Source organism: Stenotrophomonas sp. TWI273, assembly GCF_039674765.1.
Taxonomy (GTDB): Bacteria; Pseudomonadota; Gammaproteobacteria; order Xanthomonadales; family Xanthomonadaceae; genus Stenotrophomonas.
Map to the genome: position 1 here is coordinate 1 of NZ_JBDJOA010000015.1, position 22,050 is coordinate 22,050.

Genomic DNA, 22,050 nt, shown 5'->3' on the forward strand with positions numbered 1-22,050 from the left:
TGGGCTTACGGGTCGGTGTGGCCGGGCCGGCCCGCGCCCGGCGCACCCGCGTGCCCACCCCCACGGTTTTGCCCGCGGGGCGGGCGGCACGGCACCCCCCGGCACCGGGCATCAACCCGGTGCGAGGCCAGGGCATGGCCAGGCCATGTGAAGCACCGACGGCCGTTGAGGGCCGCCGGTCAGAACGAGCGGATCAACCGACCACGCGGGTCCCGAAGATGCGGTCGCCCGCATCGCCCAGGCCCGGCAGGATGTAGCCCTTCTCGTTGAGCTGGGCATCGATGGCGGCGGTGAAGATCTCCACGTCCGGGTGCACGGCCTGCACGGCGGCGATGCCTTCCGGTGCGGCGACCAGGAAGATGCCCTTGATCCGGCGTGCGCCGGCGCGCTTGAGCATGTCGATGGTGGCGATCAGGGTGCCGCCGGTGGCCAGCATCGGGTCCAGGATCAGCGCGTCGCGCTCTTCCAGGCGGCCGGTCAGGCGCTCGAAGTAGGGCACCGGCTGCAGGGTTTCCTCATCGCGCTGCAGGCCGACCACGCTCACCCGCGCGGCGGGGATCAGCGAGAGCACGCCACTGAGCATGCCCAGGCCGGCGCGCAGGATCGGCACCACGGTGATCTTGGCCCCGGCAATGCGCTGCACCGTCACCGGGCCCGCCCAGCCGGCCATGGTGTGGGCTTCGGTCTCCAGGTCGGCGGTGGCCTCATAGGCCAGCAGCCCACCGAGTTCATTGGCCAGCTCGCGGAAGTCCTTGGTGCTCAGGGACGCATCGCGCATCAGGCCGATCTTGTGCTGCACCAGCGGATGGCGCACTTCGACGATTTTCATGGGGGAATCAGGGGAGAGGAGATGACACTAGTGTGCCGCAACGCCCAACCGAAGCCAAAAGCCGAAGCCGCCATGCCCGGTAGTGCCGAGCCATGCTCGGCAGGTCCGCCAGTGACGAAGCCGACGCTCGGCAGGCCCGCCAATGCCGAAGCCGACGCTCGGCAGGCCCGCCAATGAAGCAGCCGATCACCGGCGCACCCGTCAACCCGAGGCAGCCGAGCATGGCTCGGCTCTACCCAGACCCCGATCTCCGCGCTCGATGTCCCCGGTGTCATCCTCATGCAACCTCCCGGACATACCGTGCTGACCCATTCTTTACACAGATTGGGGAATGCAGTGCAGAAGAAGCGTCCGTTGGGCCTGGCGATCAGCCTTTCGTTGCTGGCGGTGATCACCCCGTCGGCCCATGCCGCCGATACGCCCGATGGCAGCACCGTGGCCGGCAGCGCCGCCGCCGGTGCCGCCGCCATCGATCTGGACCGGGTCGAAGTCCGCCCGCAGCTGGAGTCGCAGACCCGCGCGGTCGACCTCAAGCGCAGCAGCGATGCGATCGAAGATGCGGTGTCCTCCGATGCCATGGGCGTCTATCCGGACCAGAACGTGGCCGAATCGCTGCAGCGCCTGCCGGGCGTCAGCGTCACCCGTGACCAGGGCGAGGGGCGCTTCGTGGTCATCCGTGGCCTGGATGCCAACCTCAACAGCGTCAGCGTCGATGGCATCGCGATTGGTACGCCGGAGGATTCCAGCCGCGCTGCACCGCTGGACGTGATTCCCTCCGACTCGACCGAGCGCCTGCGCGTGGTCAAATCGCCCACCCCAGACATGCCCGGCGACGCGATCGGCGGTGCGATCCTGGTCGAGTCCGCCTCGGCGTTCGACCGCGAAGGCCGCAACCTGCGCGGCAAGATCGAAGCCAGCCATCAGCAGCTCTCCGGCAACACCAGCCCCAAGGCCGCGATCAACTACAGCGAAGTCTTCGCCGATACCTTCGGCGTGGCGTTGGGGGTGAACTACCAGAACCGCAAGTTCGAATCGGACAACACCGAAGTGGAGTACGGCGAGTTCGACGGCGGTGCCGAGGACGACCTGTTCGCCACCAGCCTGCAGCAGCGCAAGTACGAGATCGAGCGCAAGCGCATCGGTGCGAACCTCAATCTGGATTGGCACCCGGATGACGACAATCGGTATTACCTGCGCACGCTGTACAGCCAGTTCGACGATGCCGAAACCCGCCAGCGCACCATCTTCAACTTCGGCGATGGTGACGTCACCGCGCTGGGCAGCAACCAGTACCGCGTCGATGACCTGCCGGCCGATGCGATCCAGAAGCGCATGCGCTACCGCACCAAGAAAGAAAACACCTTCACCACCAGCGCCGGCGGCGAGAACCGCCTGACCAATGCGGTGGTCGATTACAAGGTCGGTTACACGCGTACCGAAGAGCGCGTCAACGATGAGATGGAGGCGCGTTTCGAGTACAACGGCGATGACCTCGGCGCCAGCGTCGATCAGAACAGTGGCATTCCGCGTTACACCCTGACCAGCGCGCAGTGGATGGACAACGGCAACTACGATTTCGATCGTTTTGTGGTGTCGCCCAAGCAGGTCAACGACAGCGAGCGCAGTGCGCAGATCAACGTGCGCTTCGATGGCGATGCCTCCAGCATCAAGTTCGGCCTGCTCGGCCGCTGGCGCGACCGCGACGTCAATGTCGATGAGCGCGAACTGCGCGTTGGTCCGGACGTGGCGCTGTCGGACTGGGCCACCTCCACCCCCGATCACCGCGGCGGCAGCCTCGGCCAGGGCATGAGCTCGGATGCCATGCGCCGCTACTGGGCGCAGTCCGGTGGCCAGTACAGTGCCCGCCCGCAGGATGCCGGCGGCAATGCGCTGACCTCGCTGGAAGAGGATTACACCGCCAGTGAGGACATCTTCGCCAGCTACGTGATGGGCACCTGGGATGTCGGCGCGCTGCGCATCATCGGTGGCGTGCGTGTGGAGAACACCCAGTTCAGCGCCACCGGCAACAGCGTCGAGGTGGCCGGTAACGGCCGCAGCTTCACGGTCACCCCGTTGAGCGTGAGCCGCAGCTACACCAACGTGCTGCCCGGCCTGCACCTGCGTTATGACGCCGGTGATGACTGGGTGCTGCGTGCGGCCGCCAACAAGACCGTGTCGCGCCCGTCGTTTGGCGATGTGGCGCCGCGGGTCGGCCTGAGCCGCGGTGACGAGGAAGTCCGGATCGGCAATCCGCAGCTGGATCCGTATGAATCAAAGAACATCGACCTCTCGCTCGAGAAGTACATCGGCAGCACCGGCATCGTCTCGCTGGGCGTGTTCCACAAGTCGATCGACGGCTACATCGTCAACACGGTGAGCAACAACGATCCGGCGTATCCGGACTTCGAGGTCACCCGGGTGATCAACGGCAACCAGGCCACGGTGAAGGGTGCCGAGTTCAACTGGCAGCAGCAGCTCGCCTTCCTGCCGGCCGGTTGGGATGGTCTGCTGGTCGGCGCCAGCGGTACCTGGCTGGATACGGATTTCGATCCGGGCGTGGCCGGCCGCGAGCGCGACGACTTCATGCTGCCGCGTGCCTCCAAGCACGTGTACAGCGCGCACATCGGCTATGAAAAGGCCGGCTTCAGCACCCGCGTGGCCGCGGTCTACCGCAGCGAGTACCTGGATTCACTGGGCGACAGCCGCGCCTATGACATCTATGTGGCGCCCAACACCCAGCTCGACTTCAGCATGGACTACAAGATCACCTCGAACGTGAGCGTCTACTTCGAAGCCCAGAACCTGCTCGACAAGCCGCTGGAGCTGTACCAGGGCGTGCGCTCGCGCACCCTGCAGAACGAAGAATACGGCCGCACCTACGCCCTCGGCCTGAAGGTGGCCCTGTGATGCGCGCGTCCCATGGTCTGAGCCTGCTCGCACTGGCGCTGTTGACCGCCTGCCAGCCGGCAGCCGCGCCCGACGCAGCGGCGCCGGCCCCGGGGGTCGCACCGACCGGCACCGACGCCTCCACGCCACGCGATGTGGCCACCGTCGCCGAGGCGTTCCTCACTCCGATGACCCCGGACGACAACATCGACTCGCCGGCCAGCTGGACCACGCCCGACGGCCAGGTCTGGCTGATCGCCACCGCCAAGGCCACCGACAAGCTGGTGGTCTACGACGGGCAGACCGGGGCGAAGCTGCGTGACGTCGGCAGCCTCGGCACCGCGCCGGGTCAGTTCGATCGCCCCAACGGCATTGCCGTGGTCGATGACCTGGTGCTGATCGTGGAGCGTGACAGCCACCGTGTGCAGGTGCTGCAGCTGCCGGATTTCAGCCCGCTGGGCGTGTTCGGCGCCGATGATCTGCGCAAGCCGTACGGGCTGTGGGTGAACAAGCAGGGCAACGGCTACGATGTCTACGTCACCGATTCCTACGACGCGGGCGAAGACGCGCAGGGCAACGACGTGCTGCCGCCGCTGGCCGAACTGGACAAGCGCGTGCGGCGTTACGCGCTCACCGTGCAGGGCGGCAAGGCGCAGGCTGCGCTCACCGCCAGCATCGGTGACACCACCGAAGCGGGCGCGCTGCGGGTGGTCGAATCGATCTGGGGCGACCCGGCCAACGACCGCCTGCTGATCGCTGAAGAAGACGAAGCCTACGCCAGCGAGTTCAAGGTCTATACGCTGGAAGGCCGCTTCAGTGGCACCACGTTTGGCCGCGATGCCTTCCAGGCCCAGGCCGAAGGCGTGATGCTGCGGACCTGCGGCAAGGACGGTTGGTGGATCACCACCGAGCAGGGCAAGCAGCGCAGCGTGTTCCATCTGTTCGACCGGCACAGCCTGAAGCATGTCGGTGCGTTCCAGGGCAACACGGTGGCCAACACCGACGGCATCTGGTCGATGCAGGCACCGTCCGCGCGTTTCCCGCATGGCGCGCTGTATGCCGTGCACGATGACCAGGGCGTGGTCGCCTTCGACTGGGCGAGCATCGCCAAGCAGTTGTCGCTGCCGCTGGAGTGCGGCGCGTGAGCCGCGTTCCTGCCGCCCTGACCGCGCTGACGATGGCGCTGCTGCTGTGCAGTGGCAGCGCCTCGGCAAAGAAGGGCCCCGAGACCGGTGCCGAGCCCAACACCCAGGTGCCGGCCGGCAACCGCCACTACGCGGCGACCGGCTTCCCGGACCGCCTGGTCGCCTCGCCGGCGCAGGACGCCGCACGGGGCTTCTCGGTTGCGTGGCGCACCGACACCTCGGTCAAGGCGCCGGTGCTGGAGTGGGTCGCCGCCGGCGACTCGCCGGATGTGGGCACGCCGACCCGGATCACCGCCACCACGCAGGCGCTGACCACCGAACTGGGCGCGTCCCATCATCACCGTGCCGACATCACCGGCCTGCAGCCGGATACGCTTTACCTGTGGCGCGTGCAGGGTCAGAACACCTGGAGTGCATGGAACCAACTGCGCACCGCCGGCCGTGCCGAGCAGCCGCTCACGTTGTTGTACTTCGGTGATACCCAGAACAAGAACCTCAGCCACGTCTCGCGGGTGATGCGGGCCGGCATCAAGGCCGCCCCGGACGCGCGCCTGAGCCTGTTCGCCGGTGACCTGGTCAGCGGGGGCGACGGGCAGGACGACAGCGAGTGGGGCGAGTGGTTCGCCGCTGCCGGCTGGCTGCCGCAGGAGACCGCCGTGGCCCCGGCGATCGGCAACCACGAGTACTTCGAGGAGTTTGAAGACACCCCGCAGGAGCGTCGCGTGCTCGGCCGCCATTGGCCGGTGACGTTCGCACTGCCGCGTAATGGTGTGGACGCCGCGGATACCAGCACCTACTGGTTCGACTACCAGGGCGTGCGCATCGCCGTGCTCGACGGCACCTCCGCGCTCGATCTGGGCACCGCCAAGGCGCAGGCCGCCTGGCTGGACACCGTGCTGGCGGAGAATCCGCACCCGTGGAGCATCGTGCTGCTGCACCAGCCGTTCTATTCCCCGCGCGAGGGCCGCGAGAACACCGAACTGCGCGATGTGCTGCTGCCGGTGGTGCGCCGCCACCAGGTCGATCTGGTCCTGCAGGGCCACGACCACACCTACGGCCGCCGTGGCGAAGGCCAGGGCGCGACGCCACAGTTCGTGGTCACCGTGGCCGGGCCGAAGCAGTACCGGCTGTCCGATGAGGCCCGCGCCACCATGGCGCCGGTCGGCGAGGACACGCAGCTGTTCCAGGTGCTGAAGATCGATCCCAGCCACCTGCGTTACGAGGCGCGCACCGTCACCGGCCGCCTGTACGACGGCTTCGAGTTGACACGCGGCACCGATGGCCGCAAACAGAAAGCCGAACTGACGCAGGGACGCATCGCCCCCCGTGACTGCACGCGCGCCCAGACCCTGAAGGGCCGCGCCGACCGTTGCTGGGAATGACCGACCGGCCGGGCCGCTGCTGCGCGCCCGGCCATTCGTGGAGACTGAGATGATCCATCGCCGTTCCCTCGGGCTGGCCGTATTGGCCGCCTCGCTGCTGCTGCTCGCCGGTGCCAGCGTCGCCGGCAACGCCGTCCTGCACCCCTTCCTCGCCGCGCAGCCGAAGAACGCGCCGGACGAAGTGCATCTGGCCGTGGAGATACCGGCCGGCAGCTTCACCAAGTACGAGATCAAGGAGGACGGTCTGGTCCACGTGGACCGCTTCCAGTCGATGCCGGTGGCGTACCCGGCCAACTACGGCTCGATGCCGCGCACCCTGGCCGGCGACAACGACCCGCTCGACGCACTGGTGCTGACCCGCGAGCCGTTGCATCCCGGCGTGATCGTACGGTTCCGTCCGATCGGCTTCCTGAAGATGGTCGATGACGGGGAGCAGGATGAGAAAGTGATCGGCGTGCCGACCGACAAGATCGACCCGACCTACGCCAACATCCGCGATCTGAATGATCTGCCGCTGATCGAACGGCAGCGCATCGAAGCCTTCTTCCGGGTTTACAAAGACCTGCCGGCCGGCCGCAATCCGGTCCAGCTCAACGGTTGGGGCAATGCCGCCGAGGCCAAGGCGCTGATTCGTACCTCCATGCAGCGCTTCGATGCGCAGCAGCGGCGCGCGAAAGGCGATTGATTTTTTCGTCCGCTATGCTCAGTGTTGGTCGCCTGCGCATCGTCGATGTCAGGCTTTTCAACGGAGTGGGCGGCAGCACATGGAAGAGGAGATCAAGCGCGGCGTACTGACCGTGATCCACTGGATCGTGGTCGGCTTCATCGTGCAGATTCTGGTGTTCGGTATCGGGCGTGTCGCGCTGTTCGCTTTCAGCGGCGGCCGCTTTGGAAAAGACGATTGGACGGCCGCACACCAGAACTGGACCTATTTCACCGGCTTCGCGGTGATCGCTTTGGTGTGGGCCCTGATCGCACTCTACAACAACGGCCTGCTCTGGTAGCGGTGCCGGGCGATCACGCCCGGCCCGCGTCTGTCTTCTGCAGCCGCCGCAGGAACACGGCCATCTCCTTGACCGCCTGCTTGTCGCCGTTGGTCTCGGCGACAGCACTGCCTTCCCGCCACGCCTGTGCTGCCGCGTCCGTATCGCCTGCCGCCAGATGTGCCTTACCCAGCCATTTCCAGCCCGCCGAGTAGCGCGGATCCTGTGCGACACAGCGCTGCAGATGGATGACCGCCTCCGCGCTGTCGCCCGCGTCGAGCAGGGCCTTGCCCAGGCCGAAGCGGAGCAGAGCGCTGTCGCGTCCACGCTCGAGCAGGCGTTGCAGTGCGGGGATATCCATCGATGCGTCTACCGTGTAGTACCGGCGCCCATCAACGGCCGCCGGCCGCCTGGTAACGGCGCGCCACTTCGGCCCAGTCGATCAGTTCGAAGAAGGCGGCGATGTAGTCCGGGCGGCGGTTCTGGTAGTTGAGGTAGTAGGCGTGTTCCCACACATCCAGCCCCAGGATCGGCGTGCCGCCGGAAAGGCCGGCGAACTCGCCCATCAACGGGTTGTCCTGGTTCGGGCTGCTCTCCACCCGCAACGTGCCATCACGGCTCAACGTCAACCACGCCCAGCCACTGCCGAAACGGGTCTGCGCAGCCTTGGTGAAGGCGTCCTTGAACGCGGCGTAGCCGCCGAGGTCGCGCTCGATGGCGGCCGCAACAGTGCCGTCCGGCTGGCCGCTGCTGGCGGTCAGCACCGTCCAGAACAGGCTGTGATTGGCATGCCCGCCGCCGTTGTTGCGGACGGCGTTGCGCACCCCCTCGGGCAGAGAGCCGATATCGGCGATCAGTGCATCGATATCCGTGCTCTGGACCCCGGCATCGGCGAGCGCGACATTGAGGTTGGTGATGTAGGCCTGGTGGTGTTTGGCATGATGGATTTCCATCGTGCGTGCATCGAAGTGCGGTTCGAGTGCGTCGTAGGCGTAGGGCAGGGCGGGGAGGGTGTAGGCCATGGATATCTCCGGAAGAGCAGATGAGGGCGGTGCCGGCACGCAGCACGGTGATGCCACGATAGAACCTCAAGCACGATTGAGGTCAAGCGCGGCGATGTGGAACAGTGCGGGCCATTCACGCGCGATCGCTGCCTCCCCTTCACCTGTACTGGCTATCATTGCCTCAAGAATCTTCCGGGGTAGTCTCGTGTCGGTAGCGCTGGTGTGGTTTCGTCGTGATCTGCGGTTGCAGGACAACCCGGCCCTGCAGGCCGCCTTGGACGCAGGCCACGTGCCGGTGCCGGTCTACATCCATGCGCCGCAGGAGGAGGGCGACTGGACCCCGGGCGCTGCATCGGATACGTGGCTGCATCGCTCACTCACCGCGCTGGACGCCGAGCTCCGCGCGCGCGGCTCCTCGCTGGTGCTCCGCCAGGGCGACAGCCAGGCACAGCTGCAGCAGCTGATCGAGCAGACCGGTGCAGTCGCGGTGTACTGGAACCGAAAGTACGAGCCGGCCACGCAGCCACGCGATGCGAAGATCAAGCGGGAACTGCGCGAGCAGGGTATCGATGCCGAAAGCCACAACGGCAGCCTGATGTTCGAACCGTGGGATGTGGCGACCCAGCAGGGTGGCCCGTACAAGGTGTTCACCCCGTTCTGGCGCAATGCGCTGACCCGTCTGCAGTTGCCGGCCCCGACCCGATTGCCGGATCGGCTGCCCGCGCACAGCGCCAGCGGCGAGAGCCTCGACACGCTCGGCCTGGCACCGTCGATTCCGTGGGATCGGCAGTTCTGGGACCACTGGCAACCGGGCGAGGCGGGCGCGCACGAGGCGCTGGGCGTCTTCATCGACGGTGCACTCAACGGGTATCGCGAGCAGCGTGATCTGCCGGACCGTGTGGGCACCTCGATGCTGTCGCCGCATCTGCATTTCGGCGAGATCGCACCGTGGCAGATCGCGCGTCGTCTGCAGGGCGAGCGCAGCGCCAGTCGCGATGCCGACATCGACGGCTACATCCGCGAGTTGGGCTGGCGCGAGTTTTCGTATCACCTGCTGCATCACTTCCCGCAGACCCCGGATCACAACCTCAACCCGCGCTTCGATCAGTTCGACTGGGCCAAGCCCGATGCCGACGCGCTGCGTGCGTGGCAGCAGGGCCGTACCGGCATCCCGATCGTGGATGCGGGGATGCGCGAGCTGTGGGCCACCGGCTACATGCACAACCGCGTGCGCATGATCGTCGCCAGCTATCTGTGCAAGCACATGCGCCAGCATTGGCGCGAAGGCGCGCGCTGGTTCTGGGACACCCTGGTCGACGCGGATCTGGCCAACAACACCATGGGGTGGCAATGGGTTGCCGGCACGGGGGCGGACGCGGCGCCTTACTTCCGGATCTTCAATCCGGTGACGCAGTCGCAGAAGTTCGATCCGCAGGCGCGCTACATCACGCGCTGGGTACCCGAACTGGGGGCACTACCGGTGAAGGCGCGCTTCGCCCCGTGGCAATCGCCGCAGCTGCTGGCCGAGCTCGCGCCCGGGTATCCGACCCTGCCGCTGGTGGATCTGAGCGAGGGTCGGGATGCCGCGTTGGCAGCGTATCGGCATACCGGCGGGGCGTGACCGGCGTCCCGTAAAAGTCGCTTTCGCCGTAACCGTTTACCTGAACAGGGAGCTGCCGGGCGTGACACTCATCATGCCGGCATCGCGTTGGGCTGTTTATGCTCTTCACGCCCCGCACGCCGGCGGCGTCCGGTAACCAAGGAGAAACCTCATGATTCGACCCGCAACCCGCAACGTGGCCCTGGCCCTGATGACCGCTGCCGCCCTGACGGCCTGCGCCACCGGCGGCTCGTACGTCCAGAGTGACCAGTACGGCAACCCCGTCGAACAGCAGAACCGTACCGGCCGCAATGCCCTGATCGGCACCGCCGTCGGCGTCGCCGCGGGCCTGCTCAGCGGCAACAGCGCCACCGAGCGCCGCCAGCACGCCATGATCGGTGCCGGTATCGGCGCACTGAGCGGCGCGGCCGTCGGCCAGTACCAGGACCGCCAGGAACGCGCGCTGCGCGAGCGTACCGCCAACACCGGTATCGACGTCTCCCGTAATGGCGACAACCTGGTCCTGAACCTGCCGGACGGCATCACCTTCGATTTCGGCAAGTCCACGCTGAAGCCGCAGTTCTACAGCTCGCTCAACGGCGTGGCCAGCACGCTGGCCGAGTACAACCAGACCATGATCGAAGTCGTCGGCCACACCGACAGCATCGGCAGCGACGCGGTCAACAACCGCCTGTCCAAGGAACGTGCCGATTCGGTCGCCGCCTACCTGGCCGGCCAGGGCGTGCAGCGCGCCCGCATCGAAACCCTGGGTGCCGGCAAGGCCTACCCGATTGCCGACAACAACACCGATGCCGGCCGCGCGCAGAACCGCCGCGTCGAGATCCGTGTGATTCCTTTGCAACAATAACGCGACGCGTTTTGTTGCAACGTTCGCGCCGTAGGCGGGAACAGAATGCCGCCCTTGCAGGCGGCATTCTTGTGGGTACCGGCCATTGGCCGGTACGCGCGGAATGATTCCGTCCGCTCGCACACCTGCATTCCCGCACCGCCCAAACGACAACGCCGCCCAAGGGCGGCGTTGTCGTTCATACGGCACTGCGCTGATGAAGCCGCATTACCCCGCGGTCACCGTCTCCAGAATCCGCTTCCCGGCCGCCTGCAGCTCCGTTTCCACCTGGGTCTGCTGCTGCTTGGCCAGCTTCGCCGCCGGGCATTGCGCGAGCATGTAGTTGGCATCGAAGTTCATCTTCTCGACCAGGAAATCGACGAACGCGCGCACCTTCGGCGAGACCAGCCGGCCGCCGGCGAACACCGCGTTGAAGTCCACTTCCGGCCCGGTCCAGCCGGCCAGCACGCGGCGCACCATCCCGGATTCAACGAATGGCTTGGCCATCACGTCACCGGTCAACAGCAACCCTTCGCCGCACACCAGTGCACCGTTCAACGCCGACGGATCATTGGCCACCAGCAGCGGATTCACCGGGAAATCGAGCAGCTCGCCGCCGTTCTCGCCCAGTTGCCAGAAAAAGCGGTTGTTGTTGAGGTTGCGCGCTTTGCGCATGGCCAGGATGCGGTGGAACTGCAGCTCATCCGGATGCAGCGGCTCGCCGTAGCGTTCGATATAGGCCGGGCTGGCGAATACCTGCGTGCGCAGGCTGCCAAGCTTGCGCGCGACCAGGTTGGAGTCGGGCAGGGTGCCCACGCGCAGTGCCAGATCCGCTTCACCGGCGATCAGGTCGAGCTTCTCGTTGCCCAGATGCATGTCCAGCTGGATTTCCGGGTACTGCGCATGGAACTGGCCGAGCAGCGGCGCGATCCAGGTGATGCCGATCGAGTAGGGCACGGTGAAGCGCAGCCAGCCGCGCGGGCCGGACTGCAGCTGGTTGACCGCACCTTCGGCTTCTTCCAGCTCGCGTGCGATGCGCTGGCAATGCTCGTGATAGACCGAGCCGGCCTCGGTGAGGCCGAGGCGGCGGGTGGTCCGGTGCAGCAGGCGTGCGCCGAGACGCGTTTCCAGTTCCTGCACTTTGCGGCTCACCGTCGTCTTGGGGAGCCCCAGTGCCGTGGCGGCGGCGATGAAACTGCCTTGCTCGACCACTTTGACGAAGATCAGCGTGTCGTTGAGATCGTGGGCCATGACGGGATCCAAAGTCGGGGGAGGGGAAGAGTGCCGCAAATGATTGTGCCGGGCACGGGATGATTATTCCCCTAAATCCGGACTAATCAAGGGGGAGTTTGAGGACTAATCTGGCGCCATTCCAGATATGAAGGACGACAACCATGTGGTTGCGGAACATTCTTGGCCGCCTGCGTAGCGGCCCCAACGTCCCGCTGGACCTCGCGATGACCGTGGAAGTCCGTCCGGGCTCCTTGTCCCGCAAGGCTTTTCGGGAGTTTACCCCGCCTGCCAACATGCAGCGCGGCGGCAGCTTCCGGCTGGGCTCGCGCAATGGCGACCGACTGGGTCGAATTGGGATTATCCCGGCGACGGGAGTGAAAGTCCCATGAATGGGACATTGGCCCCCGAGGTGCTGGTGCTCGGTGGCACCGGCAGCGTGGGCCAGGGGATCGTGGCGGCCTTGCTGGAGGCCGGCAGCCCCGTGTTGGTGGTCGGCCGCGACCCCGGCCGGCTGGCCGCGCTGCAGGAGCAGTTCGCCGATGAGCCGGGGCTGGAAGTCCTGCTCGGTTCGCTGGGCGACGACGCCTCGGCGCGCACCGTGGCCGAGCGCGTCGGCGGACGTCCCCGCGCGCTGGCGGCCGTGGTGGATGCGATGGGCGGGCCGTACAACCGTGGGCGGGTGACCGACCGCAGCGGCGATGCGCTGTTGCAGGCGCTGCTGGCCGACGTGATGCCGCACGTGCATGCCGGCCGCCATCTGCTGCCGCTGGTGCGCGGTGGCGCCCAGGTGCGGCGCTACGTGCTGGTCGGCGGGCCGGCCGGCTTCAAGCCGTGGGCCGGGCACGGTGAGTCCTCCATCACCATGTCCGCCACGCGCATGTACGCGCAGGTGCTGCACCAGGAAGCCCAGGCACTGGGCGTGCGCGCGCAGATGCTGGAAGTGTGCGATCCGGTGTGCACCCCGGCCAATGCGGCCAAAGCCTGTATCGAATGGCCGAGCGCGCTGCTCGTCGGCCGTCGTGTGGTCTCGCTGCTCGACAACTGCACCGACAACCGCGCCATCGTGCGCTGCGATGCACGCGATGCCGAACTGCCGCGCGGGCTGCTGCATCTGGACCGCCCCCCGCCGATGTCGCGCGACACGGTCGGCACGGCTTGACCTCTACCAAGGTTCAGGTCCCAGGCTACGCCCCCCACGTCGCCCCACGTTTTCGATTCTGTATCACCACCCCTACGTACGGATGCATGACATGACTTCCAACTCCTCCCCGCATCGTTTCACCCGACGGCTGACCATGGCCGGCGTTTCCATCCTCGCCGCCGCGGTGCTGACCGCCTGCAGTGGCAGCCACGCTGAAGAAGCCGGCATGCCGCCGCCGCCCTCGGTCAGTGCCGCCCCGGTACTGGTCAAGCAGGTCAGCCAGTGGGACGACTTCAGTGGCCGCGTCGAAGCGGTCGAAAGCGTTGAACTGCGCCCGCGCGTCTCCGGCTACATCGACAAGGTCAACTATGTCGAAGGCCAGGAGGTCAAGAAGGGCGATGTGCTGTTCACCATCGACGCGCGCAGCTACCGCGCCGAGCTGGATCGCGCCACCGCCGAGCTCAACCGCGCGCGCACCCAGGCCCAGGTGAGCCGCAGCGAAGCCGACCGTGCCCGGCGCCTGTCCGACCAGCAGGCCATCTCCACCGAGACCTGGGAACAGCGCCGTGCGGTGTCCGAGCAGGCCCTGGCGCAGGTGCAGGCCGCTCAGGCTGCCGTCGATGCGGCGCGCTTGAACATGGAGTTCACCCAGGTGCGCGCGCCGATCAACGGCCGCGCCGGTCGCGCGATGGTGACCGCAGGCAACCTCGTCACCGCCGGCGACAGCGCCAGCGTGCTGACCACGCTGGTCTCGCTGGACAAGGTCCATGTGTACTTCGATGCCGATGAAGGCACCTTCCTGCGTTACGCCCAGATGGCGCGCAAGGGTGAACGCCCGAGCGAACGCGACAGCGAAATGCCGGTGAAGGTCGGCCTGTCCGGCGAGACCGGTTACCCGCATGAAGGCAAGGTCGACTTCCTGGACAACCAGGTGACCCGCAGCACCGGCACCATCCGGGTCCGCGCGCTGCTGGACAACGCCGACCGCGCCTTCACCCCGGGCCTGTTCGCCCGCGTGCAGCTGCTGGGCAGCGGCCAGTTCCAGGCCATGCTGATCGATGACAAGGCCGTGCTGACCGACCAGGACCGCAAGTTCGTCTACGTGGTCGACAAGGACAACAAGGCACAGCGCCGCGATATTGAACTCGGCCGCACCGCCGACGGCCTGCGCATCGTCGAGCAGGGCCTGAAGGCCGGAGACCGCGTGATCATCGACGGCGTGCAGAAAGTCTTCATGCCCGGCATGCCGGTCCAGGCCAAGGCCGTTGCGATGCAGCCGGTTGCCGCACCGGTAGCCGCGCCGGCTGTTGCAAAGAATTGAAGGGCAGCCGACTGACCGTCGGTTCTACATAGCAGCCGATCAACGGTCGGCTCTACCGTGACTGCCATCGCCCCGTGCAGGGGAACCCGCCACCGCTGTCGCCTGCGACAGCGGCCGGGGTCGTGCACGCCGGCGCTGGTGAAACCCCAGGAATCCACCCATGGACTTTTCCCGTTTTTTCATTGACAGGCCGATCTTCGCGGCGGTGCTGTCGATCGTGATCTTCGCCGCTGGCCTGATCGCGATCCCGATGCTGCCGATCAGCGAGTACCCCGAAGTGGTGCCGCCCTCGGTGGTGGTGCGCACGGTGTACCCGGGCGCCAACCCCAAAGTGATCGCTGAAACGGTGGCCACGCCACTGGAAGAAGCGATCAACGGCGTCGAGGACATGATGTACATCAAGTCCGTCGCCGGCTCGGACGGCGTGCTGCAGATGACGGTGACCTTCCGCCCGGGTACCGATCCGGACGAAGCCGCGGTCAAGGTGCAGAACCGCGTCGCCCAGGCGCAGGCGCGCCTGCCCGAGGACGTGCGCCGCCAGGGTGTCTCCACCCAGAAGCAGTCGCCGACCTTCCTGATGGTGGTCCACCTGACCTCGCCGGACGGCAAGTACGACTCGCTGTACCTGCGCAACTACGCCCGCCTGCACGTCAAGGATGCCTTGGCACGCCTGCAGGGCGTCGGTGATGCGCAGATGTTCGGCGGCGGTGACTACGCCATGCGTGCGTGGCTGGACCCGGACAAGATCGCCGCGCGCGGCCTGACCGCCAGCGACGTGGTGCGTGCGATGCGCGAGCAGAACGTGCAGGTCTCGGCCGGCCAGCTCGGCGCCGAGCCGATGCCGAGCAGCGACTTCCTGACCCTCATCAACGCCCAGGGTCGCCTGCGCAGCGAGCAGGAATTCCGCGACATCGTGCTCAAGGCCGGTGACGACGGTGAAGTGGTCCGCCTGTCCGATGTCGCCCGCCTGGAACTGGGTGCCGGTGACTACACGCTGCGCTCGCAGCTGGACGGCAAGAACGCGGTCGGTATCGGTATCTTCCAGGCCCCGGGTGCGAATGCGCTGGAGATCCGTGACTCGGTCATCCACACCATGGATGAGCTGACCAAGCAGTTCCCGGCCGGCGTGAAGTACGAAGCGGTGTACGACACCACCATCTTCGTGCGTGACTCGGTCAAGGCCGTGGTCTCCACGCTGCTGGAAGCCATCGCGCTGGTGGTGCTGGTGGTGATCCTGTTCCTGCAGACCTGGCGCGCCTCGATCATTCCGTTGATCGCCGTGCCGGTGTCCATCGTGGGTACGTTCGCGGCGCTGTACGTGCTGGGCTTCTCGATCAATACCTTGACCCTGTTCGGGCTGGTGCTGGCGATCGGCATCGTGGTCGATGACGCGATCGTGGTGGTGGAGAACGTCGAGCGCAACATTGAAGAAGGCCTGACCCCGCTGGCCGCGGCACACCAGGCGATGCGTGAAGTCTCCGGGCCGATCGTGGCGATCGCGCTGGTGCTGTGTGCCGTGTTCGTGCCGATGGCGTTCCTGTCGGGCGTGACCGGTGCGTTCTACAAGCAGTTCGCCGTCACCATCGCGATCTCGACCGTGATCTCGGCGATCAACTCGCTGACCCTGTCGCCGGCCCTGGCCGCACGTCTGCTCAAGCCGCACGGTGCACCCAAGGATGGCCTGACCCGTCTGATCGATCGTCTGTTCGGCTGGATCTTCCGTCCGTTCAACCGCTTCTTCAAGACCAGTTCGGAGAAATACCACGGTTCGGTCGGCCGCCTGCTGGGCCGCCGCGGCCTGGTGTTCGTGGTCTATGCCGGCCTGCTGCTGGCCACCGGCCTGATGTTCAAGGCGGTGCCGGCCGGCTTCATCCCGACCCAGGACAAGCTGTACCTGATCGCCGGTGTGAAGCTGCCGGAAGGCTCCTCGATCGCACGTACCGACGCCATGCTGGCCAAGGTCGCCGAGATCGCGCGCAACACCGATGGCGTGGCGCACACGATCCAGTTCCCGGGTCTGAACGCGCTGCAGTTCACCAACACGCCCAACACCGGTGTGGCCTTCGTTCCGCTCAAGCCGTTCAGTGAGCGCAAGGGCCGCACCGCCGCGCAGATCAATGCCGAGATCAACGCCAAGATCGCCGGGCTGCAGGAGGGCTTCGCGTTCTCCATGATGCCGCCGCCGATCCTCGGCCTGGGTAACGGCAACGGCTACCAGATGTTCATCCAGGACCGTGGCAACCTCGGTTACGGCGCACTGCAGACCGCGGTGAGCACGATGCAGGGCGCCGTCGCCCAGACCCCGGGCATGGCGTTCCCGATCACCAGCTACCAGGCCAACGTGCCGCAGCTGGATGCCGAAGTGGACCGCGTCAAGGCCAAGGCCCAGGGCGTGGAACTGACCGAGTTGTTCGACACCCTGCAGACCTACCTGGGCTCGTCGTACGTGAACGACTTCAACCAGTTCGGGCGTACCTGGCAGGTGATTGCCCAGGCCGACGGCCAGTTCCGTGACAGCGTGGAAGACATCGGTCGCCTGCGCACCCGCAACAACCGTGGCGAGATGGTGCCGATCGGCTCGATGGTCACCGTGAAGGAAACCTACGGTCCGGACCCGGTGCTGCGCTTCAACGGCTACCCGGCGGCCGATCTGGCCGGCGAAGCCGACCCGCGCATGCTGTCCTCGGCCGAGGCCATGGCCAAGCTGACCGAGATTGCCGGGCAGGTGCTGCCGGTGGGCATGCAGACCGAGTGGACCGACCTGAGCTACCAGCAGGCCACCCAGGGCAAGGCCGCGTTCATCGTGTTCCCGGTGGCGATCCTGCTGGCGTTCCTGGTGCTGGCCGCGCTGTATGAAAGCTGGTCGCTGCCGCTGGCGGTGATCCTGATTGTCCCCATGACCCTGCTGTCTGCGTTGTTCGGCGTATGGATGACGGGCGGTGACAACAACGTGTTCGTGCAGGTCGGCCTGGTGGTGCTGATGGGCCTGGCATGCAAGAACGCCATCCTGATCGTCGAGTTTGCCCGCGAACTTGAAATGGGCGGCAAGGGCATCGTGGAGGCTGCACTGGAAGCATGCCGCCTGCGTCTGCGCCCGATCGTGATGACCTCCATCGCGTTCATCGCCGGCACCATCCCGCTGGTGATCTCGCATGGCGCCGGTGCGGAAGTCCGCTCGGTGACCGGTATCACGGTGTTCGCCGGCATGCTGGGCGTCACCCTGTTCGGCCTGTTCCTGACCCCGGTGTTCTACGTGGCCCTGCGCAAGTTCGTCAGCCGTAATGGTGGCGGGCAGCTGGTGACCCACGGCGAACCGACCATCCACCACTGATTCCTTCCCCCGCGAGGTTTTTCCTATGAATACCGCTACCCAAAAGATCGCCCTGGTCACCGGTGCCACCCGCGGCATCGGCCTGGAAACCGTCCGTCAGCTGGCCCAGGCCGGCGTGCATACGCTGCTGGCCGGGCGCAAGCGCGACGTCGCCGTGGCCGAGGCACTGAAGCTGCAGGCCGAGGGCCTACCGGTGGAAGCGATCCAGCTGGACGTCGGTGATGCCGCCAGCATCGCCGCCGCCGTGCAGGCCGTGACCGAGCGTCACGGCCGCCTGGACATCCTGGTCAACAACGCCGGCATCCTGCTCGACGACATCAAACTGGCCCCCTCGGCGCAGACCCTGCAGACCTGGCGCGATACTTTCGACACCAACGTGTTCGCGGTGATCGCCGTCACCCAGGCGTTCCTGCCGCTGCTCAATGCCTCGCCGGCCGGCCGCATCGTCAACGTGTCCAGCATCCTGGGCTCACTGACCCTGCACAGCCAGCCGGGCTCGCCGATCTATGGCTTCGCGGTCCCGGCGTACAACGCCTCCAAGAGCGCGGTGAATGCGTGGACCGTGCAGCTGGCCTATGAGCTGCGCGAGAGCACCACCAAGGTCAACACCGTGCATCCGGGCTACGTCAAAACCGACATGAACGGTGGCGAAGGTGAGATCGAAATCAGCGAAGGTGCGCGTTCCAGCGTCGGCATGGCACTGATCGATGCCGACGGCCCGAACGGCAGCTTCACCTACCTCGGCGAGGTGCTGCCATGGTGATCCGTCTGTTGACCGTGGCCGTGACCAGCGCGCTGCTGGCCGGCTGCGTCAGCGTCGGCCCCAACTACCAGGCGCCGCCGGCCGAGCCGGTGAGCCTGCAGGGCGCCGCCGCGCCGGTGTTCACCACCACCTCGCCGGTGGCGAGCTGGTGGGCCCAGTTCGATGACCCGGTGCTGGAGCAGCTGGTGCATGAAGCACTGGGCACCAACCTGGACCTGCGCATCGCGATGTCGCGCGTGCGTGAGGCCCGCGCGGTGTTCGTCGAGCAGCGCCTGGACCAGTTGCCGCACGTCACCAGTGGTGGCAGTTACGACCGTCGCAAGCAGCCGGATGCCACCGTCGGTGGCGAGCGTGTCTTCAGCGAAAGCTACCAGCTCGGCTTCGATGCCGGCTGGGAGCTGGATCTGTTCGGCCGCCAGCGCCGTGCCGCCGAAGCGGCGCGCGCCGACCTGGGCGCCGAGCAGGACAACCTCGCCGATGCACAGGTGACCGTCGCCGCCGAAGTGGCCCGCAACTACTTCGAACTGCGCGGTACCCAGAAGCGCATCGCGGTGGCCAAGCGCACCCTGGTCAATCTGCGCGACACCCAGAAGCTCACCGAAACCCGGTGGGAACTGGGCGCCGGCAGCGAGCTGGACGTGCAGAGCAGCCGTGCGCGCCTGAAGGCGATCGAGGCCGACATCCCGCTGCTGGAAGTGGCCGAGGTGCAGTCACGTCATCGTCTGGCGGTGCTGCTGGGCCAGCGCCCGGACGCACTGGACAGCCTGCTGCAGCCGCGCGAGATGCGGCCGTACGCCAAGGCGTTGCCGCTGGGTGACACCACCGACCTGCTGCGTCAGCGCGCCGATGTGCGCGTGGCCGAGCGTCGGCTGGCCGCGGCGACCGCACGCGTTGGCGTGGCCACGGCAGACCTGTTCCCGCGGATCAGCCTGAGCGGGTTTGTCGGGTTCCTGTCTGGTGATGCCAGTGGCCTGGTCAACGGCAGCAACAAGGCATGGTCGGTGACGCCGTCGATCAGCTGGGCCGCCTTCGATTTCGGTACGGTCAAAGCCCGTCTGCGCGCCAGCAAGGCACAGGCCGATGGTGCTGCCGCCGAGTACGAAAAGGCCGTGCTGCTGGCGCTGGAAGACACCGAGAACGCGTTGACGCGGTACGCCAAGCAGCAGGCTCGCCTGGCGATCGTCGCCGAGCAGGCCCAGGCGGCGGGGCGCGCCGAGGAACTGGCGCAGATCCGCTTCCGCGAGGGGTCGGAAGACTTCCTGACCCTGCTCGATGCGCAACGCACCCAGCTGGCCGCGGACGATGCACTGGCCGAGGCCGAATCCACGGTCAACGTCAGCGTGGTCGGTGTGTACAAGGCCCTGGGGGGTTGGGGCCAGCAGCAGGATGCGGCCAACACCCCGGTGGCGGTCACGCAACGCTGACCCCACCGTTGGGCACGGGGCGGCGAGGGCGCCGTCCCGACAGCAAGAAAGGCAACAGCCGTCACATCCGCTGCGCAGTGCGTCGCGATTGACGGCTTTGCCTCTGCACGGTGTCTGTGCACGGTGCTAAAAGCGTGGGTCGTTTTCTGGAGTGGCCCGCATGCAACCCAATCCGTGGCGTCCTGTCCGCCTGCATCTGCACGACCCGGGACCTGCCTCCGGTGCGGGACTTTCCCGTGGCGTGATCGCGCTGTTGGTGGTGGCGATCCTTGCGGTGGTCACGGGATTCTGTTGCCTGACCGAAGGCCTGTTCGAGATCGGCCTGATCGCCACCGGTGTGTTCATCGCCATCGGCGCGCGGATCTGCCAGGCACGTGAGCAGCACCAAGCGCTGTATCGACTGCTGCAGAAGATGGATGAGCGGCAGCCATGATCGACGTTGTGAAAACGCAGGCCGCCGTACGGCCAACCTGAAGCCGATGGACGGTGCGCTGACCGTCCATCGTGCGTCTGCTTACTTGCCCGCCGGTGCTCGCACGGGGAACCGCAGTTCCGCCTGCACCGGATAATGATCCGAGGGCAGCACGCCACCGGGTTTCTGGTCCAGCGTGCTGAAGCTGTCCACGCTGAAACCGCGCACCAGGATCCAGTCCAGTTCCACCGTCGGCTTGCCGGTGAAATCATGGAAGGTCAGGCGCGGGCCATCGACCTTGCCGGCGAGTTTTCGAGCATCGCCCAACGCAGCGGTAAATGCCTTGTAGGTGTCACTGCCGGGCTCACTGTTGAAATCGCCGGTGACCACCACCGGGATGTCCTTGGGCAGTGTGGCCAGCCGCGAGACGATCAGCTTTGCGCCGAGGACGCGGCGCGGCTCATCTTCGTCACGGTAGGGCAGGTGGGTGTTGAACAGATAGAAGCGCTGCCCATCGGCCTGACGCTGGAACAGTGCCCAGGTCACCATGCGCGGGAACAGGTTGCCCCAGGTGATGCTGCCCGGCACGTCCGGTGTGTCGGAGAGCCAGAAGTCACCCGATTCGAGCACCTTCAGCCGCGCACTGTCGTACAGCACGCCCATGTGTTCGTCGCCGTTGCCGCCGCGGCGGTCCCTGCCGAACAGGGTGTAGCCGGGCAGGTGCGCGACCAGGTACTCGCCCTGTTTCTGCACCAGCTCCTGGGTGCCGATCACCTCGGGCTTCTGCTCACGGATCAGCGTGACCATCGCATCGCGGCGGTCCTCCCAGCGCTTGCCCGGGTCGGTATCGGCCGGCGTGCGTACGTTGAACGACATCACCTTCAACGCATCGGGTGCCTGCGCCCAGGCGCTGGCCAGCGGGGCGGCGAACATCATCAGGGCCAGCAGCGCGGGCCGATGGAAACGAGACAGCATGTGGAATCCCTCCATTCCATGGAAACGTTCCCAAAGGGTCGCATGGAAGGGCAGGAAAAGGATATGCAGGACATGGCGGTTGATCGGCAGTGCCCCCTCAGCTCGACAGCAGGATCACGCCGATCGTCATATTGATCGCTGCCCCCAACACCAGCACCCACACCGTGGACAGGATCGTGTTCAACCAGGAGCGCTGCAGCGCGATCTTCAGCCACCCGGCCTGCACCACCGCATACCAGAGCGCGGCGAGCACGCCGACCGCGACGCCCAGCGTGGTCGACAGCTGGCCCGGCAGCCGCACGAACACCATGCTGGTGGACAGCGCCACCGCGAACGGTGCGGTCAGGTAGCACTGCATGAAAAACGGACGGCGCAGCGACTCGCGGGTCATCGGCACGTGCTTGCGACGCAACAGGTGCGTGGTAGTCACCAGGGGCCAGATCGCGAACGTGATCGAGCGGTACAGCAGCAGGCTCTCTTCATTGCCGAAGATCGAGCGCGACAGCGCCCCGGTGCCGACCACCTGCTGGTGCAGCATCAGCTCCACCCCGTGCGCGACCAGCACCGCCAGCATCAGGAACATGGGCGGGCTGATCGCATCGTCGAACTGGCGCTCCAGCTTTTCCTTCAGCTCGGTATCCACGTACTGGGCCATCCGCCGCGGATACACGATCACGCGGTACAGCGTGCGTGGGAAAAACAGGAACCAGGTGCACAGCTCGTAGAGGAACTCTTCCAGCGACCGCAGCAGTTTGAGGAAGTCCATCCCGGGAT

General features: G+C 66.5%; 19 protein-coding genes. 13 read left to right on the plus strand and 6 right to left on the minus strand.

What is annotated here, in order from left to right; genetic code table 11:
* Window positions 1–193 precede the first annotated feature (193 nt).
* A complete protein-coding gene (upp, locus tag ABE571_RS15600; RefSeq protein WP_070470290.1) occupies window positions 194–829 on the minus strand; it encodes a uracil phosphoribosyltransferase in 636 nt (211 codons plus the stop codon).
* Between the two features lie 336 nt (window positions 830–1,165).
* On the opposite strand from upp, the gene ABE571_RS15605 reads away from it, so the two are divergent.
* The 5 genes from ABE571_RS15605 (at window position 1,166) to ABE571_RS15625 (ending at window position 7,246) form a co-directional block, all read left to right on the plus strand.
* A complete protein-coding gene (locus ABE571_RS15605) occupies window positions 1,166–3,736 on the plus strand; it encodes a TonB-dependent receptor (protein ID WP_346494054.1) in 2,571 nt (856 codons plus the stop codon).
* Complete coding sequence (locus ABE571_RS15610) at window positions 3,736–4,860, plus strand: phytase (RefSeq protein WP_346494056.1); 1,125 nt, start codon at window positions 3,736–3,738, stop codon at window positions 4,858–4,860. Before ABE571_RS15605 ends, ABE571_RS15610 begins: the two co-directional genes overlap by 1 nt.
* 32 nt (window positions 4,861–4,892) lie before the next feature.
* Window positions 4,893–6,242 (plus strand): metallophosphoesterase family protein, encoded by a 1,350-nt coding sequence (locus ABE571_RS15615; RefSeq protein ID WP_313211543.1) that lies wholly within the window; start codon window positions 4,893–4,895, stop codon window positions 6,240–6,242.
* 49 nt (window positions 6,243–6,291) lie between these two features.
* A complete protein-coding gene (locus tag ABE571_RS15620) occupies window positions 6,292–6,927 on the plus strand; it encodes an inorganic diphosphatase (RefSeq protein ID WP_346481835.1) in 636 nt (211 codons plus the stop codon).
* 79 nt (window positions 6,928–7,006) lie between these two features.
* On the plus strand, window positions 7,007–7,246 hold the full coding sequence (locus ABE571_RS15625) for a hypothetical protein (protein WP_313217945.1): 240 nt from the start codon (window positions 7,007–7,009) through the stop codon (window positions 7,244–7,246).
* 13 nt (window positions 7,247–7,259) lie between these two features.
* Here ABE571_RS15625 and ABE571_RS15630 read toward each other — a convergent pair whose 3' ends face one another.
* Both ABE571_RS15630 and ABE571_RS15635 read right to left on the minus strand, forming a co-directional pair.
* Window positions 7,260–7,586, minus strand: a complete 327-nt coding sequence (locus ABE571_RS15630) for a tetratricopeptide repeat protein (protein ID WP_313217947.1) — start codon at window positions 7,584–7,586, stop codon at window positions 7,260–7,262.
* A 31-nt stretch (window positions 7,587–7,617) separates the two neighbouring features.
* A complete protein-coding gene (locus ABE571_RS15635; RefSeq protein WP_346494058.1) occupies window positions 7,618–8,247 on the minus strand; it encodes a superoxide dismutase in 630 nt (209 codons plus the stop codon).
* 187 nt (window positions 8,248–8,434) lie between these two features.
* On the opposite strand from ABE571_RS15635, the gene ABE571_RS15640 reads away from it, so the two are divergent.
* Together ABE571_RS15640 and ABE571_RS15645 are read left to right on the plus strand one after the other, a co-directional pair.
* Window positions 8,435–9,850 (plus strand): deoxyribodipyrimidine photo-lyase, encoded by a 1,416-nt coding sequence (locus ABE571_RS15640; protein WP_346494060.1) that lies wholly within the window; start codon window positions 8,435–8,437, stop codon window positions 9,848–9,850.
* Between the two features lie 151 nt (window positions 9,851–10,001).
* Entirely contained in the window at window positions 10,002–10,697 is a 696-nt protein-coding gene (locus ABE571_RS15645) for an OmpA family protein (protein WP_088432184.1), read from the plus strand.
* 207 nt (window positions 10,698–10,904) lie between these two features.
* On the opposite strand, the gene ABE571_RS15650 is transcribed toward ABE571_RS15645, so the two are convergent.
* Window positions 10,905–11,927 (minus strand): LysR family transcriptional regulator, encoded by a 1,023-nt coding sequence (locus tag ABE571_RS15650; protein WP_121041912.1) that lies wholly within the window; start codon window positions 11,925–11,927, stop codon window positions 10,905–10,907.
* 367 nt (window positions 11,928–12,294) lie between these two features.
* Here ABE571_RS15650 and ABE571_RS15655 point away from each other — a divergent pair, with 367 nt between their 5' ends.
* The 6 genes from ABE571_RS15655 (at window position 12,295) to ABE571_RS15680 (ending at window position 20,322) form a co-directional block, all read left to right on the plus strand.
* On the plus strand, window positions 12,295–13,068 hold the full coding sequence (locus ABE571_RS15655) for an SDR family oxidoreductase (protein ID WP_313217951.1): 774 nt from the start codon (window positions 12,295–12,297) through the stop codon (window positions 13,066–13,068).
* Between the two features lie 91 nt (window positions 13,069–13,159).
* Window positions 13,160–14,371, plus strand: a complete 1,212-nt coding sequence (locus tag ABE571_RS15660) for an efflux RND transporter periplasmic adaptor subunit (protein ID WP_346494062.1) — start codon at window positions 13,160–13,162, stop codon at window positions 14,369–14,371.
* Window positions 14,372–14,531: 160 nt separating this feature from the next.
* Entirely contained in the window at window positions 14,532–17,702 is a 3,171-nt protein-coding gene (locus ABE571_RS15665) for a multidrug efflux RND transporter permease subunit (RefSeq protein WP_313211513.1), read from the plus strand.
* Between the two features lie 25 nt (window positions 17,703–17,727).
* Window positions 17,728–18,465 (plus strand): SDR family oxidoreductase, encoded by a 738-nt coding sequence (locus ABE571_RS15670; protein WP_313211514.1) that lies wholly within the window; start codon window positions 17,728–17,730, stop codon window positions 18,463–18,465.
* Window positions 18,459–19,889, plus strand: a complete 1,431-nt coding sequence (locus ABE571_RS15675; RefSeq protein ID WP_346483340.1) for an efflux transporter outer membrane subunit — start codon at window positions 18,459–18,461, stop codon at window positions 19,887–19,889. The genes ABE571_RS15670 and ABE571_RS15675 overlap by 7 nt, the downstream gene beginning before the upstream one ends.
* A gap of 160 nt (window positions 19,890–20,049) precedes the next feature.
* Entirely contained in the window at window positions 20,050–20,322 is a 273-nt protein-coding gene (locus ABE571_RS15680; RefSeq protein ID WP_313211516.1) for a hypothetical protein, read from the plus strand.
* Window positions 20,323–20,403: 81 nt separating this feature from the next.
* Here the strand turns inward: ABE571_RS15680 and ABE571_RS15685 are convergent, their stop codons facing one another.
* Together ABE571_RS15685 and ABE571_RS15690 are read right to left on the minus strand one after the other, a co-directional pair.
* Window positions 20,404–21,276, minus strand: a complete 873-nt coding sequence (locus tag ABE571_RS15685; protein ID WP_313211517.1) for an endonuclease/exonuclease/phosphatase family protein — start codon at window positions 21,274–21,276, stop codon at window positions 20,404–20,406.
* A 97-nt stretch (window positions 21,277–21,373) separates the two neighbouring features.
* Window positions 21,374–22,042: a hypothetical protein gene (locus ABE571_RS15690; protein ID WP_313211519.1), complete on the minus strand. Its 669-nt coding sequence runs from the start codon at window positions 22,040–22,042 to the stop codon at window positions 21,374–21,376.
* Window positions 22,043–22,050 lie beyond the last annotated feature (8 nt).

Bases quoted from the DNA above. Each gene is read 5' to 3' on its own strand.
- upp (WP_070470290.1), bottom strand. From the start codon at position 829: ATGAAAATCGTCGAAGTGCGCCATCCGCTGGTGCAGCACAAGATCGGC.
- ABE571_RS15610 (WP_346494056.1), top strand. From the start codon at position 3,736: ATGCGCGCGTCCCATGGTCTGAGCCTGCTCGCACTGGCGCTGTTGACC.
- ABE571_RS15615 (WP_313211543.1), top strand. From the start codon at position 4,893: ATGGCGCTGCTGCTGTGCAGTGGCAGCGCCTCGGCAAAGAAGGGCCCC.
- ABE571_RS15620 (WP_346481835.1), top strand. From the start codon at position 6,292: ATGATCCATCGCCGTTCCCTCGGGCTGGCCGTATTGGCCGCCTCGCTG.
- ABE571_RS15625 (WP_313217945.1), top strand. From the start codon at position 7,007: ATGGAAGAGGAGATCAAGCGCGGCGTACTGACCGTGATCCACTGGATC.
- ABE571_RS15630 (WP_313217947.1), bottom strand. From the start codon at position 7,586: ATGGATATCCCCGCACTGCAACGCCTGCTCGAGCGTGGACGCGACAGC.
- ABE571_RS15635 (WP_346494058.1), bottom strand. From the start codon at position 8,247: ATGGCCTACACCCTCCCCGCCCTGCCCTACGCCTACGACGCACTCGAA.
- ABE571_RS15645 (WP_088432184.1), top strand. From the start codon at position 10,002: ATGATTCGACCCGCAACCCGCAACGTGGCCCTGGCCCTGATGACCGCT.
- ABE571_RS15650 (WP_121041912.1), bottom strand. From the start codon at position 11,927: ATGGCCCACGATCTCAACGACACGCTGATCTTCGTCAAAGTGGTCGAG.
- ABE571_RS15655 (WP_313217951.1), top strand. From the start codon at position 12,295: ATGAATGGGACATTGGCCCCCGAGGTGCTGGTGCTCGGTGGCACCGGC.
- ABE571_RS15660 (WP_346494062.1), top strand. From the start codon at position 13,160: ATGACTTCCAACTCCTCCCCGCATCGTTTCACCCGACGGCTGACCATG.
- ABE571_RS15665 (WP_313211513.1), top strand. From the start codon at position 14,532: ATGGACTTTTCCCGTTTTTTCATTGACAGGCCGATCTTCGCGGCGGTG.
- ABE571_RS15670 (WP_313211514.1), top strand. From the start codon at position 17,728: ATGAATACCGCTACCCAAAAGATCGCCCTGGTCACCGGTGCCACCCGC.
- ABE571_RS15675 (WP_346483340.1), top strand. From the start codon at position 18,459: ATGGTGATCCGTCTGTTGACCGTGGCCGTGACCAGCGCGCTGCTGGCC.
- ABE571_RS15680 (WP_313211516.1), top strand. From the start codon at position 20,050: ATGCAACCCAATCCGTGGCGTCCTGTCCGCCTGCATCTGCACGACCCG.
- ABE571_RS15685 (WP_313211517.1), bottom strand. From the start codon at position 21,276: ATGCTGTCTCGTTTCCATCGGCCCGCGCTGCTGGCCCTGATGATGTTC.
- ABE571_RS15690 (WP_313211519.1), bottom strand. From the start codon at position 22,042: ATGGACTTCCTCAAACTGCTGCGGTCGCTGGAAGAGTTCCTCTACGAG.